The following is a 15298-nucleotide window of genomic DNA, read 5'->3' as shown; positions in this document are numbered from 1 at the left end:
AGTAATTAATACTTAATAATTTAAATTAATTTATTGATTACGGTTTTGGAGGGTTTATTATAATTTGGTCATCTCCTGGGCCATCTGCATATATGACATTTCCTGAAACCCCAATTGTTTTGATTTCATTAACGTCTTTTAAATTTTCAGTCTCAACTGAATCCGTTGTACATGATATTGTTAACACAGTTGTAATTGCTAACACTCCTATAAGAACTGTTTTTTTCATAATTTTGATTTAAAAATTTGACATAGGCATTGCTGTTCGAAAAGTTGATTCGAATATTGTTTAAGGCTTTGCCATTTAATTTTGGTTCGGGAAGTGAAGTGTGCTGAAACAGGATAGTATTATTTATACTTCTCGGATAAACTGGCTATACTGTTTAGCAACACTTTTTTGAAACTAGTTTCGTACATTTGTTTTAATTGCAGGTTAAAACAAGAACTAATTCTGAAGCAAAGGAATGCTGTCTTTGGGTGACTATTTGCAATGAATTCCGGTCATTCCGATAATTCCGAAGGTTTCCAGTGTATTCTAATTAATTCCAATAATGTCTATGAGTAAAATTACTTTTGAAGAATATAAAAGTGCCATCAGGGCACAATATGAAGTGTCTAAAATTGAAGATGTATCAGGAATTTTATTAAATCCTACACCAGCTCAATTGCGAAATCTGTGTTTGATGAAATTTGAAAATGTCTTGTCTACAACTGATGGGAATATATTTAGATTGTTTTTTAATGTGACTGAAACAAAGAACTTAAGGAAGGCAATTGAGAATTTTGATATTGGAAAATTCAAGCCGGTAATTTCATTTTTAAAAGGGGAGAAAGACACTGAGAACACTTCTAGGATTGAATTAGCAGCCGTTCTTGTAGATTTTGATAAAAGACCATACAACAGGTATATTCTTAAAGGGAATGGTAGTGAAAGAAGTGATTCGGGAGTTGCTGTATTAACAGAAACTACAGAATTGGTTACTGGAAATTTGGATGTTAAAAAAGGGATAGTAAAGGGAGTGAACGATAATAAGCCAGGTAGGAAGGTATTAATTATTGTTACAGTATTGTTATCCTTGTTTTTTATGGGATATACTGTAAAAGGGGTGTTTTTTTCTAAAAAGGAATGTATGAAGTGGGTGGGAAATCATTATGAAAAAGTTAGTTGTACAAATGATCAACTTGGAATTGTGCATTCTAATATTATAGTGCCTATTGATGAAAGCGTAATGAAGTTAGAAAAATTAGATTCTATAGGGGAGCATCAATTTTTCAGGAATGAAAAACCGCTCATTTGGTATTATAAGCATGATGGAATTGTAGAAATTTTTAATGCTCCTGGGTTTCATCCAGAGACAGGAAAGCCTTTAAAACCAATAACAAATTATATTATTAATAAATATGATTTAAAATAATCAATATAGCATTATCCTAAAACAGAAATGTTGAATTGATAAAAGCAGGAATGTTTTATCCTAATTACACTAATTTTTATGCAGGAAATTTTATAGTTACCTTGAATCCTTTATCAAATTTTGTGTCAAAAGCAACAGTTCCATTTATCGCCTGAATACGATTTTCTATGTTTTCAAGACCATTTTTCATTTTTATTTTGTCAAATGTTACTCCTACGCCGTTATCCGTATAGTCTATATGCAAGTTGTTTTTATTTTTTTTGAATGACAATACAACGATACTACATTTACTGTGTTTTTTCATATTTACTAACAACTCTTGTAGTACTCTATAAACGGTAATTTTCTTTGTGTTTTCTAATGTGGACCAATTAATGGTGTCTATTCCGTTAATTATGATATTGATTGAATTAGTATTATACCCCGAAATCATTTCTTTTAAGTTATATAAAAAAGGAGTTCCTGTTTCTATAGTACTATTTTCTTTAGAAATGTTTCTCGTTCTGGAATAGATAGTATCTAGATTTGTCAGCAAAATTTCTTTGTTATTCGCTGAAGATAAATCCTGAGTTTCTGTAAATGCTATTACTTGATAGACATCATTTGCCAACTCGTCATGGAGTTTTGTTGAAATTCTTGTTTCAGTATCATAAGATGTTTTAACCTTTTCTCTTTTGCTTTTAGTAAACAAATAGTAATATAAAAAGCCAGAAGTAATCAATATAATTATTACGATAAAGAATAAGATTAAAGTCCTGTTTTTATGTAATTCTAATTGTAGCGTGTTCTCTGCTTTTTGGGTTTTAAGTTTTAGATTCTCATCCTTTGCTTTTTTGGAATCATATTTAATTTTTGCAAACTGGTTTTTAGATTTTTGTCTTACTTTAGTAATGCTATCATTGATATGAAGGTATAGCAGTGAATATTTTTTGGATTGATTTCCATTGCTGTTTTGTATTAATAATTTTAAAGCCCCTAAACGAATATCTACAAAATTTAACTTTGATGAATATTGATATGTTAATAGAGCATATTTATTAGATAAATTTATATCTCTTGTTTTGTAATACTCTGATAAATTGTAGTAACTATCAGTTAGACCTCGATTATCATTGATTTCTGTACGTATTTTTAATGCTAGTTTTAAGTAGATATTCCGACGAAAGTACGCCACCATTCCGCGCTAAAGGTCGCCATTTATTCCGGAGTAAAGTACGCCAGTCAAACCGTCCTTTATCATCACTAAGTAAAGATGATATTTTTCAAAGTTAATGATTTTTTTTAGTTCTCAAAGATTTGCCTGTTAGTGCTATTCTGTGTGCCGAAGCTGACAATCTGTCCATAATAGCGTCGGCCAGAGTTGGCTCCTCAATGAAGTTGTACCAAGTGTCCACGGGTAACTGTGAAGTAATCATAGTTGACCCTAAACCATATCTATCTTCGAGAATATCAAGCAATGCAATCCTTGCGTCATTGTTCAGGGCTTTCAACCCAAAGTCATCTAGGATCAGCAGCTTATTTGCAGAGATACCCCTAATCCATTTCAGATACGAACCATCGAGCCTTGCTTGGGTCACGGCATCCATGAACTTATTCATACTAAAGTACTGAGTACGGTAACCAAGCAAACAAGCACTGCGCCCTAAGGCGCAGGCCATAAAAGATTTACCACAACCAGTGGCACCAGTTATCAGAACGTTTTCGCCTTTTTCTATAAACATGCCATCAGAAAGTCTTAATACCTGTTCTCGTGTAATGCCTCTTTCTGCATTACAGATTATATCTTCTGGTAATGCGGTAACGCAGTTTACTAACCTTTAGATACTTTTGTGTTCTGGTGTACTCTCTGTATTCTACTTCTGCCTGAGTAATCATAGCAATCAAAGAATGGACATCCTCTATTTCATGTACAGGAAGTGATAGTGCGGCTTCATACCTTTTGGCCATGCCCGTTAATTTAAGACCTTTAAGCTGTTCTAATGTGTTTTGTGTATTCATTTCTATTAGGATTTATTTAAGTTGTTTAATTATAGGCTTCAGGGCCTCTGAGGTTTTTGTGGTCAGGGATACGGAATTCAGCAGGAGCCTCTTCTTCGAGTAAATCCATATTGTTTTCCAGGATATTTTTAATGACACCATAGCTGATTTTGTTACCTCTTAAACCCGCTTACACGCAGCCTCCATTCGGATACTGCCATACGAATTCATTAATCTCAGCAGACCCAAACAAGCGGTATAGGACTGGTCGATTATCAGTTTACTGTCCATTACTTTTTTGAAGAATTCAAAACTATACGGTCCATTTTCTTCGGCTTTTTTGAGATAGTATTCAGGGCTCCATCCACGTTGATTACTTATGGCCTGGTGTCTTTCGGGCATATGTTCCCTAGTACTGGTATAGCCATGGCTGGTATAATTCCTAGTATGCACAGCAATTCTTTGTCCATCAGAATAGATCTCTACGATGTCTTGATCATAAGAAATGCGTACCTCTTTTCCAATGTAGCGGTATGGAACAGAGTAAAAGTGCCAGTCTTCACCCACAAGCACATGGTAATGCTTTTGCACCTTTGCCTTGGTGTAATGTCTGATACTGTATGGGGATTCTGGCAAGGGTTGTAGTGCTATTTTCTCTTGGCTTTCAAACAACTCAAGTCTACTGAATACTTTCTTCTGAAAGTTCAACTGATGATGACTATCGAGTTTCTCTCTAATGGCCTTGTTAAGTTCAGAAAGACTATGAAAAGTATCGTTACGCAGAGTGGCATAAATGCGCCTATAGGTGATCTTTACATTATTTTCAACAGAGGGTTTATCTTTTGGTTTATAGGGACGAGCTGCCAGCAGAGCGATATTATTGTGGTTTGCCCATTGCTCGAGCATATCAGTAAATACAGGTTCATATTTACAACTTTTTGACACCCATTGCCTCATGTTGTCCGATTTAACAGTCAGGGGAACCCCTCCAAAGTACGCAATAGTATGGTTCAAAGCTTTAACCACTTGAGGTAATTTTGCATCCGGTAAAGCCTCTACATAACCATAACCACTAAAAGGAAGCACTGCAACATATACCGGGCACGCAATTAGTTCTCCTGTTGAAGTATCTACATAGTGAAGCATATCACCCGCAAAGTCTACTTCGAGTAGCTTTGCAGGGGTATGGACGAAATGCATCACCGCATTGTTAACCTTCTCCTGATCCTGTAAAAGTTCACAGAACCTGGAATACTGAAATCCTGATGGATATTCTTTAATATATTCTTCCCAAAGCAGTAGACGCGTAACACCGGTTCGATTGAGTTCCTTATTAAAATACCCACTCAGATTGTTAAAATGATCTTTCCGAGGGTCAGTATCGTCTACCACAACAGGCTTTATAAGCCCAAGTATTTGCTCAAGCTCCTGATCGGAACGCTTTAATAATTCTTTAAAATCAACTCCAGTTTGCGCAAATTTTTGCAAATACAGTGCGATTGTTTTTCTAGAAATTTTCACTTCCTTTTCTATAGAACGCTGTGAAACACTACGTTCTAAGAATAAAAGTATCTGTCTTATCTTAATCATACTAAGTAGTTTATTTGCCATACTGCAAGTGGTTTTTTGATTATAAACCAAACTTATAGTAATTGGCGGTTAAATCTCTACTTAGTGAGATAATGGACCCGGGATAGGTGGCGACCTTTGTGCCGGAATGTCAGTCCGTTAAAAGTGTTAAACCAAGAGTAAAGTGGCGTACTTTGCTCCGGAATAAGTGGCGACCTTTCCAGCGGAATCGTGGCGACCTTTGTAGCGGAATGGGTGGCGTACTTTGTAGCGGAATCGTGGCGACCTTTGCAGCGGAATATCCATTAAGTGGTAAAAAGCTAAATTATTATTAGATTTATTATACGTATTACCTAAATTATCGTTTAATCTGGCATATGTTTCAGGGGTGTCTTTAATTTTTTTTTTGGAAATTAAAGACAAGAATATTTGTATTGCTTTTTTATACTCTCTCTTCTCGATGTATATAAGAGCAATATTATTAATAATGCCTGCTTTTATAACTTCATCTGTTTTATAATTTATAGCTTTTCTATAATAATATATAGCATTATCATTATCTGAAGTAAATAGATAATTACTGCCTAGACCATTATATATATTTGTTTCTCCATAGGGGTATTTATTTGAGTTTCCTATATAAGGAAAGGCTTCAACACTAGTACTTTCGCTCCCTGTATAATCCCCTTGGTTTCGTTGTATTTCTGCCATCCAACTTAAGGAATGAATAATTCTCGAAGTGTCTTTTTTTACTTCTGCAGCATATTTTGCTTTGCTGTAATAATAGTATGAACTGTCAAAATTTGCATTTTCATAAAGCCTGTGTCCAGTATTTAAGAGACTGTCTATATCGGCTGTATTGTGTTTTGTTATTTGGTTTCTCTGTTCTTTTTTCTCGCAAGATTGTAGCGTTAAAAGTATTGCAAAGATTATAATACAAATAGGGAAACAGAGCTTTTTTATTACCGTCATATTGCGAATTTAGTGAATTTGATTTGATAATTATAGTTCTATTTTATATTCATTTTTATATACGTTTGGGATGCTTTTAAAAGTAAAAAACCCCAATCTTTCGATTGAGGTTTCTATATAAGTAAGTAGTCTTAAATTGAGTTGATAAAACGTTTATTTTACTTTATTAAGTACAGCTTTGAAAGCTTCAGGGTGGTTCATAGCTAAATCTGCAAGAACTTTTCTGTTCAATTCGATTCCGTTAGCTTTTACCTTACCCATGAATTGTGAATAAGATATTCCTTCTAATCTAGCTCCAGCGTTAATACGTTGAATCCATAAAGAACGGAAATTTCTTTTGTTCACTTTTCTGTCACGGTAAGCGTAGCACATTGCTTTCTCTACCGCATTTTTAGCAACTGTCCAAACGTTTTTACGTCTACCAAAGAAACCTTTGGCTTGCTTCATTATTTTTTTTCTTCTTGCTCTTTTAGCAACTGAATTTACCGATCTTGGCATAATTTTTATGTGTTTTTGTAGCAGGCGGCTTGAATTAAATCAAAAGCACTTAATGGCCATACTCCAAGGTTATTTTAAATTGTTTTAACCTAAAGAATTATTTTTGTAATTGACAATTAATAATTGTCGATTATATAATTCTTAATTGTTGTTTGATGCTTTTCATATCTGTTTTGTGAACTAACGCTGAATGTGTCAAAGCTAATTTACGTTTTTTAGATTTTTTAGTCAAGATGTGACTTTTAAAAGCATGCTTTCTTTTAATCTTTCCAGAACCAGTAACTTTAAAACGTTTCTTGGCGCTAGATTTGGTTTTCATTTTAGGCATTTTTTCCTAGTGTTTTAATTTATTCTTACTTACTTATCTTTTGTTTCAAGTTTAAAGTTTCAGGTTTAAAGTTTTACAACTGAACACTGACCACTGTTAACTGAATACTACTTTTTCTTCTTCGGAGCAATGAACATAATCATTCTCTTTCCTTCAAGAACTGGCATCGCTTCCACTTTACCATATTCTTCTAAATCCGTTGCTAATCTTAATAGTAAGATCTGACCTTGGTCTTTATAGATAATAGAACGTCCTTTAAAGAATACAAATGCTTTTAATTTAGCACCTTCTTTTAAGAATTTTTCAGCATTCTTTCTCTTAAATTCATAATCATGCTCATCAGTTTGAGGACCAAAACGAATCTCCTTTACAGTTACCTGTGTAGATTTTGCTTTTAAGATTTTATCACGTTTCTTTTGCTCGTAAACAAATTTCTTGTAATCCATAATCTTACATACTGGCGGCTCAGCATTTGGTGAAATTTCAACTAAATCTAGTTCAAATTGATCCGCTAAACGTAAAGCTTCTGAAAGTTTAAAAACTCCAGGCTCAATGTTTTCACCTACAAGACGTACTTCTTGTATACCACGAATATGATTATTTATTCTGTGGGCATCCTTTTTTTCTACGCGAGGTTGGTAACCTCTGTTGCTTCTTATTGCTATGACTTTATAATTTAAGTTAAACTGTAAATACTTTTAATGTTTTTTTAATCTCTTCATCCACAATAGCAGCAAATTCTTCTATTGTAATGGTAATATTTCCTTTTCCTTCCTGTCCATGACGACGGATAGATATAGTTCCGTTTTTCTCTTCTTCCTCACCTACAATCAACATGAATGGGATCTTTTGCATTTCTGCATCTCTAATTTTCTTCCCAATCGTCTCGTTTCGGTTGTCTATGAGGGCGCGAATTTCGTGATTTTCTAGCAAATCTAAAACTTTTTTGGCATATATTTCATATTTCTCACTCAAAGACAAGATTATAGCCTGTTCTGGCATTAACCAGAGTGGGAAATTTCCTGCTGTATGTTCTAGTAAAATAGCAATGAAACGTTCCATCGAACCAAAAGGTGCTCTGTGAATCATAACCGGTCTATGTAATTCGTTATCAGATCCTTTGTAAGTCAAATCAAATCGTTCGGGAAGGTTGTAATCTACCTGAATAGTACCCAGTTGCCATTGTCTTCCTAAGGCGTCTTTTACCATGAAATCTAGCTTAGGACCATAGAAAGCCGCTTCACCATATTCAACAATAGTATTCAATCCTTTGTCTGCTGCTGCATTGATAATCGCATTTTCTGCTTTCTCCCAGTTTTCATCTGTACCTATGTACTTTTCTCTGTTCTCTTTGTCTCTTAATGAAATCTGAGCCGTGAAGTTTTCAAATCCTAATGAACCAAATACATATAGTACAAGGTCAATAACTTTTTTAAACTCTTCGTCAAGTTGTTCCGGAGTACAAAAAATATGTGCGTCATCCTGAGTAAACCCACGTACACGCGTTAAACCGTGCAGTTCACCACTTTGTTCGTATCTATAAACAGTTCCAAATTCAGCATAACGTTTTGGTAAATCTTTGTACGACCATGGTCTTACATTGTATATTTCACAGTGATGAGGGCAGTTCATAGGTTTCAATAAGAACTCCTCTCCTTCGTGTGGAGTGGTTATTGGTTGAAAGCTATCCGCACCATATTTAGCATAATGTCCAGAAGTAACATAAAGTTCTTTTTGACCTATGTGTGGGGTAACCACTTGCTCGTATCCTGCTTTTTTCTGTGCTTTTTTCAAGAATTGCTCCAGTCTTTCTCTCAATGCAGCTCCTTTAGGCAACCATAAAGGTAAGCCTTGACCCACTTTTTGTGAGAAAGCAAACAATTCTAATTCCTTTCCAAGTTTTCTATGGTCGCGACGCTTCGCTTCTTCAAGTAAGGCTAAATATTCAGTCAGGTCTTTTTGCTTAGGGAACGAAGTACCGTAAACACGTGTCAATTGCTTGTTCTTTTCATCACCGCGCCAGTAAGCACCAGCAACGCTCATAATTTTCATCGCTTTGATAATTCCAGTATTAGGAATATGACCACCGCGACATAAATCAGTAAAAGTATCGTGATCGCAAAACGTAATTGTCCCGTCTTCAAGATTGGTAATCATCTCCGTTTTATAAACATTGTCTTTGTACATCTCTAAAGCATCAGCTTTAGAAACGGGACGTAATTTAAATTCATGTTTACCTCTTGAAATTTCAAGTACGCGATCTTCAATTTTTTTGAAATCGGCATCTGTAATTTTTTGATCTTCAAAATCAACATCGTAATAAAATCCGTTGGAAATCGCAGGTCCAAGTGTTAGTTTGACTCCAGGATACATTTCTTCAAGAACTTGTGCCATAACGTGTGAAGTTGAATGCCAAAAAGCTTTCTTCCCGTCTTCGTCATTCCAAGTGTATAATGTAAGACTACCGTCCGTGGTTAAAGCAGTGGTTGTTTCAATAGTTGTACCATTAAAAGAAGCCGAAATTACATTTCTGGCAAATCCTTCACTAATGCTTTTAGCAACATCCATCGGAGTTACATCTGGCGCATACTCTCTAACTGACCCATCGGGCAAAGTAATCTTAATCATTGTTTGTTAATTTAAGAATGCAAATATAGGCCATTACAAAAACACAAGCAATAGATATATAAGGTTTGTTCTATTATATACGTGCGATTTAAATAAAACAATCATATATAGGTATACTTTTAATTTTTTCAGTAGCTATTTCCTGCTATTCGCTACAATCTTATGTGCCGAAACCCGGCACATAAGGATTTTCGCTGCTATCAGGGCTAGGGATTTGGGTTGTCATTAGTTTTAGGGATATTTAATGAAGTAATTGGCGACCTATTATATATAGGTAATATACCTTAACTAATTTGAAATTCTTGTCAAACCACGCAAACCACTCTCGTAAATTCTCTCGTTCCTTCGGTAGTAAGAAGAGAGAGGAAAAACTTTTGCTTTCAATCACCACGTTTTAAGCAATTTAAAATAAAAGATAAAAAAACATCAAAAAAAAGCTTTTAAAAAGCTTGAATAACTGAAAAAAGGAGGTAGTTTTGCACCCGCAATAGCAAACAAGTTCTTTAACAAATTGAGTAGGCGAGACACGGGAAACCGGGTTTAAAAAGAAAGAAAAAGAGAAACGAAAGTTTCTAAAAAAAAACTTTTCAAAACGCTTGCGAGATTAAAAAGAAGTTGTACTTTTGCACCCGCTTCGAGAAACACCTTAGGTGTTTATTGAGACGAAAAAACAAGAAGAACACGTTCCTAGACATATTGAATTGACAGCCGTTTTTGAGAGAGATTTCAAGAACACAGAATAAAGAGTAATGAATCGAGAGATTTGAAAAAACCGATAGATCTTCAGTCAAACATAAATAGAACTAAAGCAATTTAGTTCGCATAATATACGATGAAGAGTTTGATCCTGGCTCAGGATGAACGCTAGCGGCAGGCTTAACACATGCAAGTCGAGGGGTATAGGGAGCTTGCTTCCTAGAGACCGGCGCACGGGTGCGTAACGCGTATGCAATCTACCTTTTACAGAGGGATAGCCCAGAGAAATTTGGATTAATACCTCATAGTATTACGACCTGGCATCAGGATGTAATTAAAGTCACAACGGTAAAAGATGAGCATGCGTCCCATTAGTTAGTTGGTAAGGTAACGGCTTACCAAGACTACGATGGGTAGGGGTCCTGAGAGGGAGATCCCCCACACTGGTACTGAGACACGGACCAGACTCCTACGGGAGGCAGCAGTGAGGAATATTGGTCAATGGGCGCAAGCCTGAACCAGCCATGCCGCGTGCAGGATGACGGTCCTATGGATTGTAAACTGCTTTTATACAGGAAGAAACACTGGTTCGTGAACCAGCTTGACGGTACTGTAAGAATAAGGATCGGCTAACTCCGTGCCAGCAGCCGCGGTAATACGGAGGATCCAAGCGTTATCCGGAATCATTGGGTTTAAAGGGTCCGTAGGCGGTCAGATAAGTCAGTGGTGAAAGCCCATCGCTCAACGGTGGAACGGCCATTGATACTGTCTGACTTGAATTATTAGGAAGTAACTAGAATATGTAGTGTAGCGGTGAAATGCTTAGAGATTACATGGAATACCAATTGCGAAGGCAGGTTACTACTAATTGATTGACGCTGATGGACGAAAGCGTGGGTAGCGAACAGGATTAGATACCCTGGTAGTCCACGCCGTAAACGATGGATACTAGCTGTTGGGAGCAATCTCAGTGGCTAAGCGAAAGTGATAAGTATCCCACCTGGGGAGTACGAACGCAAGTTTGAAACTCAAAGGAATTGACGGGGGCCCGCACAAGCGGTGGAGCATGTGGTTTAATTCGATGATACGCGAGGAACCTTACCAAGGCTTAAATGTAGATTGACCGTTTTGGAAACAGAACTTTCGCAAGACAATTTACAAGGTGCTGCATGGTTGTCGTCAGCTCGTGCCGTGAGGTGTCAGGTTAAGTCCTATAACGAGCGCAACCCCTGTTGTTAGTTGCCAGCGAGTCATGTCGGGAACTCTAACGAGACTGCCAGTGCAAACTGTGAGGAAGGTGGGGATGACGTCAAATCATCACGGCCCTTACGCCTTGGGCTACACACGTGCTACAATGGACGGTACAGAGAGCAGCCACTACGCAAGTAGGAGCGAATCTACAAAACCGTTCTCAGTTCGGATCGGAGTCTGCAACTCGACTCCGTGAAGCTGGAATCGCTAGTAATCGGATATCAGCCATGATCCGGTGAATACGTTCCCGGGCCTTGTACACACCGCCCGTCAAGCCATGGAAGCTGGGGGTGCCTGAAGTCGGTGACCGCAAGGAGCTGCCTAGGGTAAAACTGGTAACTAGGGCTAAGTCGTAACAAGGTAGCCGTACCGGAAGGTGCGGCTGGAACACCTCCTTTCTAGAGCCTTAGTGTTAGTTGATTTATCAACACGCTGGGGAAAGAGACGAAAAGAGAAATCGGAAACAAAAATTAAAATTTATTACTCTTGCTGTTAGTTCAAATAATACAATTTAAGAATAAAGAGTGTCTCGTAGCTCAGCTGGTTAGAGTACTACACTGATAATGTAGGGGTCGACAGTTCGAGTCTGTCCGAGACAACTATTTATACTTAAAGATCCTGAAATAAATTCAGGATAAAAAGAAGAAATTCTAGAGTTGAGATTTTTATGAGGTATAATTCATAACTCATAACTAATAACTCATAACTAAAAAAGGGGAATTAGCTCAGCTGGCTAGAGCACCTGCCTTGCACGCAGGGGGTCAACGGTTCGACTCCGTTATTCTCCACTATCTGAAGAAGATAGAATTTAGAGAAAAGAATATAGACTTAGTCTATTATCTATTTTCTTTGTTCTTTATTCTAAAGAAAAAGTTCATTGACATATTGAGATAAGAAAATAATAAAAAGTAGAAAGCAGATTTACTATTTATTTAGTAAATCGAAAAAAACGGTCTTAATTGATTTTAAGATTGGTACAATAAGCAAAATAAGGGCGTATGGGGAATGCCTAGGCTCTCAGAGGCGATGAAGGGCGTGATAAGCTGCGAAAAGCTACGGGGACGAGCACACATCGATCGATCCGTAGATACCCGAATGGGGCAACCCACTATGTTGAAGACATAGTACACCGATAGGTGAGCAAACCCGCTGAACTGAAACATCTAAGTAGGCGGAGGAGAAGAAAACAAAAGTGATTCCGTAAGTAGTGGCGAGCGAACGCGGATTAGCCCAAACCAATGTTGTTACGGCAATGTTGGGGTTGTAGGACCACGTTATTTGTTGCGGATAGAATTAGAATCTACTGGAAAGTAGAGCCAGAGAAGGTGATAGCCCTGTATAAGTAATAGAAGATAACGATAGTGGTATCCTGAGTAGGGCGGGACACGAGAAATCCTGTCTGAATTTGGCGGGACCATCCGCTAAGGCTAAATACTCCTGAGAGACCGATAGTGAACCAGTACCGTGAGGGAAAGGTGAAAAGAACCGTGAATAACGGAGTGAAATAGATCCTGAAACCATACGCTTACAAGCGGTCGGAGCCCTTTCGTGGGGTGACGGCGTGCCTTTTGCATAATGAGCCTACGAGTTAACGTTGCTGGCAAGGATAAGTGGTTAAGCCACGGATCCGTAGCGAAAGCGAGTCTGAATAGGGCGCTTTAGTCAGTAGTGTTAGACGCGAAACCGTGTGATCTACCCATGGGCAGGTTGAAGCTGTGGTAACACACAGTGGAGGACCGAACCGGTTGACGTTGAAAAGTCTTCGGATGACCTGTGGGTAGGGGTGAAAGGCCAATCAAACTCGGAAATAGCTCGTACTCCCCGAAATGCATTTAGGTGCAGCGTTATGCGTAAAGTTATATAGAGGTAGAGCTACTGATTGGATGCGGGGGCTTCACCGCCTACCAATTCCTGACAAACTCCGAATGCTATATAATGTTTCATAACAGTGAGGGCTTGGGTGCTAAGGTCCAAGTCCGAGAGGGAAAGAACCCAGACCATCAGCTAAGGTCCCCAAATATACGCTAAGTTGAAAGAACGAGGTTTGTCTGCATAGACAGCTAGGATGTTGGCTTGGAAGCAGCCATTCATTTAAAGAGTGCGTAACAGCTCACTAGTCGAGCGGACGAGCACATGGATAATAATCGGGCATAAGCGTATTACCGAAGCTATGGATTTCATATTAAATTATGGAGTGGTAGGGGAGCATTCTCACAGGGTAGAAGGTGTATCGTAAGGTATGCTGGACTGGTGAGAAAAGAAAATGTAGGCATAAGTAACGATAATGCGGGCGAGAAACCCGCACACCGAAAGACTAAGGTTTCCACAGCTATGCTAATCAGCTGTGGGTTAGTCGGGACCTAAGGCGAACCCGAAAGGGACAGTCGATGGACAACGGGTTAATATTCCCGTACTACTTATTACTGTGATGGGGTGACGGAGTGATGAAAGCGCCGCGAACTGACGGAATAGTTCGTTGAAGTACCTACCTATAAGATCTGCAGGCAAATCCACAGATCTTGGGGAAATACGATAGTACTCGGAGTCTTCGGACAAAGAGATAGTGCGCCTAAGGGCTTCCAAGAAAAACCTCTAAACTTCAGGTAATGAGTACCCGTACCGCAAACCGACACAGGTAGTCGAGGAGAGAATCCTAAGGTGCTCGAGAGATTCATGGCTAAGGAATTAGGCAAAATAGACCCGTAACTTCGGGAGAAGGGTCGCCACGCTTTGCGGCGTGGCCGCAGTGAAGAGGTCCAGGCGACTGTTTATCAAAACACAGGGCTCTGCAAAATCGTAAGATGAAGTATAGGGCCTGACACCTGCCCGGTGCTGGAAGGTTAAGTGGAGATGTTATCTTCGGAGAAGCATTGAAATGAAGCCCCAGTAAACGGCGGCCGTAACTATAACGGTCCTAAGGTAGCGAAATTCCTTGTCGGGTAAGTTCCGACCTGCACGAATGGTGTAACGATCTGGACACTGTCTCAGCCATGAGCTCGGTGAAATTGTAGTAACGGTGAAGATGCCGTTTACCCGCAGTGGGACGAAAAGACCCTGTGCACCTTTACTATAGCTTAGTATTGACCTTGGACAAATGATGTGTAGGATAGGTTGGAGACTGTGAAGTGGCGTCGCTAGGCGTTGTGGAGTCATTGTTGAAATACAACCCTTTGTTTGTCTGAGGCCTAACCCCGCGAACGCGGGGGACATTGCTTGGTGGGTAGTTTGACTGGGGTGGTCGCCTCCAAAAGAGTAACGGAGGCTTCTAAAGGTTCCCTCAGTACGCTTGGTAACCGTGCGTAGAGTGCAATGGCATAAGGGAGCTTGACTGAGAGACATACAGGTCGATCAGGTACGAAAGTAGAGCATAGTGATCCGGTGGTTCCGCATGGAAGGGCCATCGCTCAAAGGATAAAAGGTACGCCGGGGATAACAGGCTGATCTCCCCCAAGAGCTCATATCGACGGGGGGGTTTGGCACCTCGATGTCGGCTCGTCACATCCTGGGGCTGGAGAAGGTCCCAAGGGTTGGGCTGTTCGCCCATTAAAGTGGCACGCGAGCTGGGTTCAGAACGTCGTGAGACAGTTCGGTCTCTATCTACTGTGGGCGCAAGAAATTTGAGTGGATCTGATTCTAGTACGAGAGGACCGAATTGGACAAACCTCTGGTGTATCTGTTGTTCCGCCAGGAGCATCGCAGAGTAGCTACGTTTGGAAGGGATAAGCGCTGAAAGCATATAAGCGCGAAACCCACCACAAGATGAGATTTCTTTTAAGGGTCGTGGGAGATGACCACGTTGATAGGCTATAGATGTAAAGGCAGTAATGTCATAGTCGAGTAGTACTAATAACCCGTAAGCTTATGTACACTTTTCCCCTGCTTCGGCGGGGGAAGAAACTTTCTAAAAAATACTTTTTTCTTTATCTCAGTATGTTAAGATATTTTGTAATTGATAGTTAACTTT

At 38.9% G+C, this 15298-nt stretch carries 11 protein-coding genes, 2 tRNA genes and 2 rRNA genes; 5 read left to right on the top strand and 10 right to left on the bottom strand.

What is annotated here, in order from left to right; genetic code table 11:
- Positions 1–37: 37 nt before the first annotated feature.
- On the bottom strand, positions 38–229 hold the full coding sequence (locus FLAK523_RS14665; RefSeq protein WP_248904854.1) for a hypothetical protein: 192 nt from the start codon (positions 227–229) through the stop codon (positions 38–40).
- Between the two features lie 328 nt (positions 230–557).
- On the opposite strand from FLAK523_RS14665, the gene FLAK523_RS14660 reads away from it, so the two are divergent.
- Positions 558–1415 (top strand): hypothetical protein, encoded by an 858-nt coding sequence (locus tag FLAK523_RS14660; RefSeq protein WP_248904852.1) that lies wholly within the window; start codon positions 558–560, stop codon positions 1413–1415.
- Between the two features lie 76 nt (positions 1416–1491).
- On the opposite strand, the gene FLAK523_RS14655 is transcribed toward FLAK523_RS14660, so the two are convergent.
- The 9 genes from FLAK523_RS14655 to thrS all read right to left on the bottom strand — a co-directional run bounded on the left by FLAK523_RS14655 (position 1492) and on the right by thrS (position 9387).
- Positions 1492–2592 (bottom strand): sensor histidine kinase, encoded by a 1101-nt coding sequence (locus tag FLAK523_RS14655; protein ID WP_248904850.1) that lies wholly within the window; start codon positions 2590–2592, stop codon positions 1492–1494.
- Between the two features lie 91 nt (positions 2593–2683).
- Positions 2684–3136, bottom strand: a complete 453-nt coding sequence (locus FLAK523_RS14650) for an ATP-binding protein (RefSeq protein ID WP_248904849.1) — start codon at positions 3134–3136, stop codon at positions 2684–2686.
- A 49-nt stretch (positions 3137–3185) separates the two neighbouring features.
- Positions 3186–3413: a hypothetical protein gene (locus FLAK523_RS14645; RefSeq protein ID WP_248904847.1), complete on the bottom strand. Its 228-nt coding sequence runs from the start codon at positions 3411–3413 to the stop codon at positions 3186–3188.
- Positions 3414–3572: 159 nt separating this feature from the next.
- The gene (istA, locus tag FLAK523_RS14640) at positions 3573–5003 is read right to left on the bottom strand and encodes an IS21 family transposase (RefSeq protein ID WP_248904845.1); all 1431 of its coding nucleotides are present in this window, start codon (positions 5001–5003) and stop codon (positions 3573–3575) included.
- A 126-nt stretch (positions 5004–5129) separates the two neighbouring features.
- Entirely contained in the window at positions 5130–5933 is an 804-nt protein-coding gene (locus FLAK523_RS14635; RefSeq protein WP_248904843.1) for a M48 family metallopeptidase, read from the bottom strand.
- A 153-nt stretch (positions 5934–6086) separates the two neighbouring features.
- The gene (rplT, locus tag FLAK523_RS14630; protein WP_248904842.1) at positions 6087–6431 is read right to left on the bottom strand and encodes a 50S ribosomal protein L20; all 345 of its coding nucleotides are present in this window, start codon (positions 6429–6431) and stop codon (positions 6087–6089) included.
- Positions 6432–6561: 130 nt separating this feature from the next.
- The gene (gene rpmI, locus FLAK523_RS14625) at positions 6562–6759 is read right to left on the bottom strand and encodes a 50S ribosomal protein L35 (RefSeq protein ID WP_022827375.1); all 198 of its coding nucleotides are present in this window, start codon (positions 6757–6759) and stop codon (positions 6562–6564) included.
- Between the two features lie 107 nt (positions 6760–6866).
- Complete coding sequence (gene infC, locus FLAK523_RS14620) at positions 6867–7364, bottom strand: translation initiation factor IF-3 (protein WP_248908102.1); 498 nt, start codon at positions 7362–7364, stop codon at positions 6867–6869.
- 76 nt (positions 7365–7440) lie between these two features.
- Positions 7441–9387: a threonine--tRNA ligase gene (gene thrS / locus FLAK523_RS14615; RefSeq protein ID WP_248904840.1), complete on the bottom strand. Its 1947-nt coding sequence runs from the start codon at positions 9385–9387 to the stop codon at positions 7441–7443.
- Between the two features lie 829 nt (positions 9388–10216).
- Between thrS and FLAK523_RS14610 the strand changes: the two genes are divergently transcribed.
- From FLAK523_RS14610 to FLAK523_RS14595, 4 genes are all read left to right on the top strand, one after another.
- Positions 10217–11732 (top strand): 16S ribosomal RNA (locus FLAK523_RS14610).
- Positions 11733–11859: 127 nt separating this feature from the next.
- Positions 11860–11933 (top strand) — tRNA-Ile (locus tag FLAK523_RS14605).
- A 115-nt stretch (positions 11934–12048) separates the two neighbouring features.
- Positions 12049–12122 (top strand) — tRNA-Ala (locus FLAK523_RS14600).
- A 189-nt stretch (positions 12123–12311) separates the two neighbouring features.
- Positions 12312–15201, top strand: a 23S ribosomal RNA gene (locus FLAK523_RS14595).
- Together the 16S and 23S rRNA genes with 2 tRNA genes alongside form the textbook arrangement of a ribosomal RNA operon.
- Positions 15202–15298 lie beyond the last annotated feature (97 nt).

It is taken from the genome of Flavobacterium sp. K5-23 (assembly GCF_023278045.1).
Classification (GTDB): Bacteria; Bacteroidota; Bacteroidia; order Flavobacteriales; family Flavobacteriaceae; genus Flavobacterium.
This window is presented reverse-complemented; position numbering and strand designations above follow the sequence as displayed.

Bases quoted from the DNA above. Each gene is read 5' to 3' on its own strand.
- FLAK523_RS14665 (WP_248904854.1), bottom strand. From the start codon at position 229: ATGAAAAAAACAGTTCTTATAGGAGTGTTAGCAATTACAACTGTGTTA.
- FLAK523_RS14660 (WP_248904852.1), top strand. From the start codon at position 558: ATGAGTAAAATTACTTTTGAAGAATATAAAAGTGCCATCAGGGCACAA.
- FLAK523_RS14655 (WP_248904850.1), bottom strand. From the start codon at position 2,592: ATGGTGGCGTACTTTCGTCGGAATATCTACTTAAAACTAGCATTAAAA.
- FLAK523_RS14650 (WP_248904849.1), bottom strand. From the start codon at position 3,136: ATGTTTATAGAAAAAGGCGAAAACGTTCTGATAACTGGTGCCACTGGT.
- FLAK523_RS14645 (WP_248904847.1), bottom strand. From the start codon at position 3,413: ATGAATACACAAAACACATTAGAACAGCTTAAAGGTCTTAAATTAACG.
- istA (WP_248904845.1), bottom strand. From the start codon at position 5,003: ATGGCAAATAAACTACTTAGTATGATTAAGATAAGACAGATACTTTTA.
- FLAK523_RS14635 (WP_248904843.1), bottom strand. From the start codon at position 5,933: ATGACGGTAATAAAAAAGCTCTGTTTCCCTATTTGTATTATAATCTTT.
- rplT (WP_248904842.1), bottom strand. From the start codon at position 6,431: ATGCCAAGATCGGTAAATTCAGTTGCTAAAAGAGCAAGAAGAAAAAAA.
- rpmI (WP_022827375.1), bottom strand. From the start codon at position 6,759: ATGCCTAAAATGAAAACCAAATCTAGCGCCAAGAAACGTTTTAAAGTT.
- thrS (WP_248904840.1), bottom strand. From the start codon at position 9,387: ATGATTAAGATTACTTTGCCCGATGGGTCAGTTAGAGAGTATGCGCCA.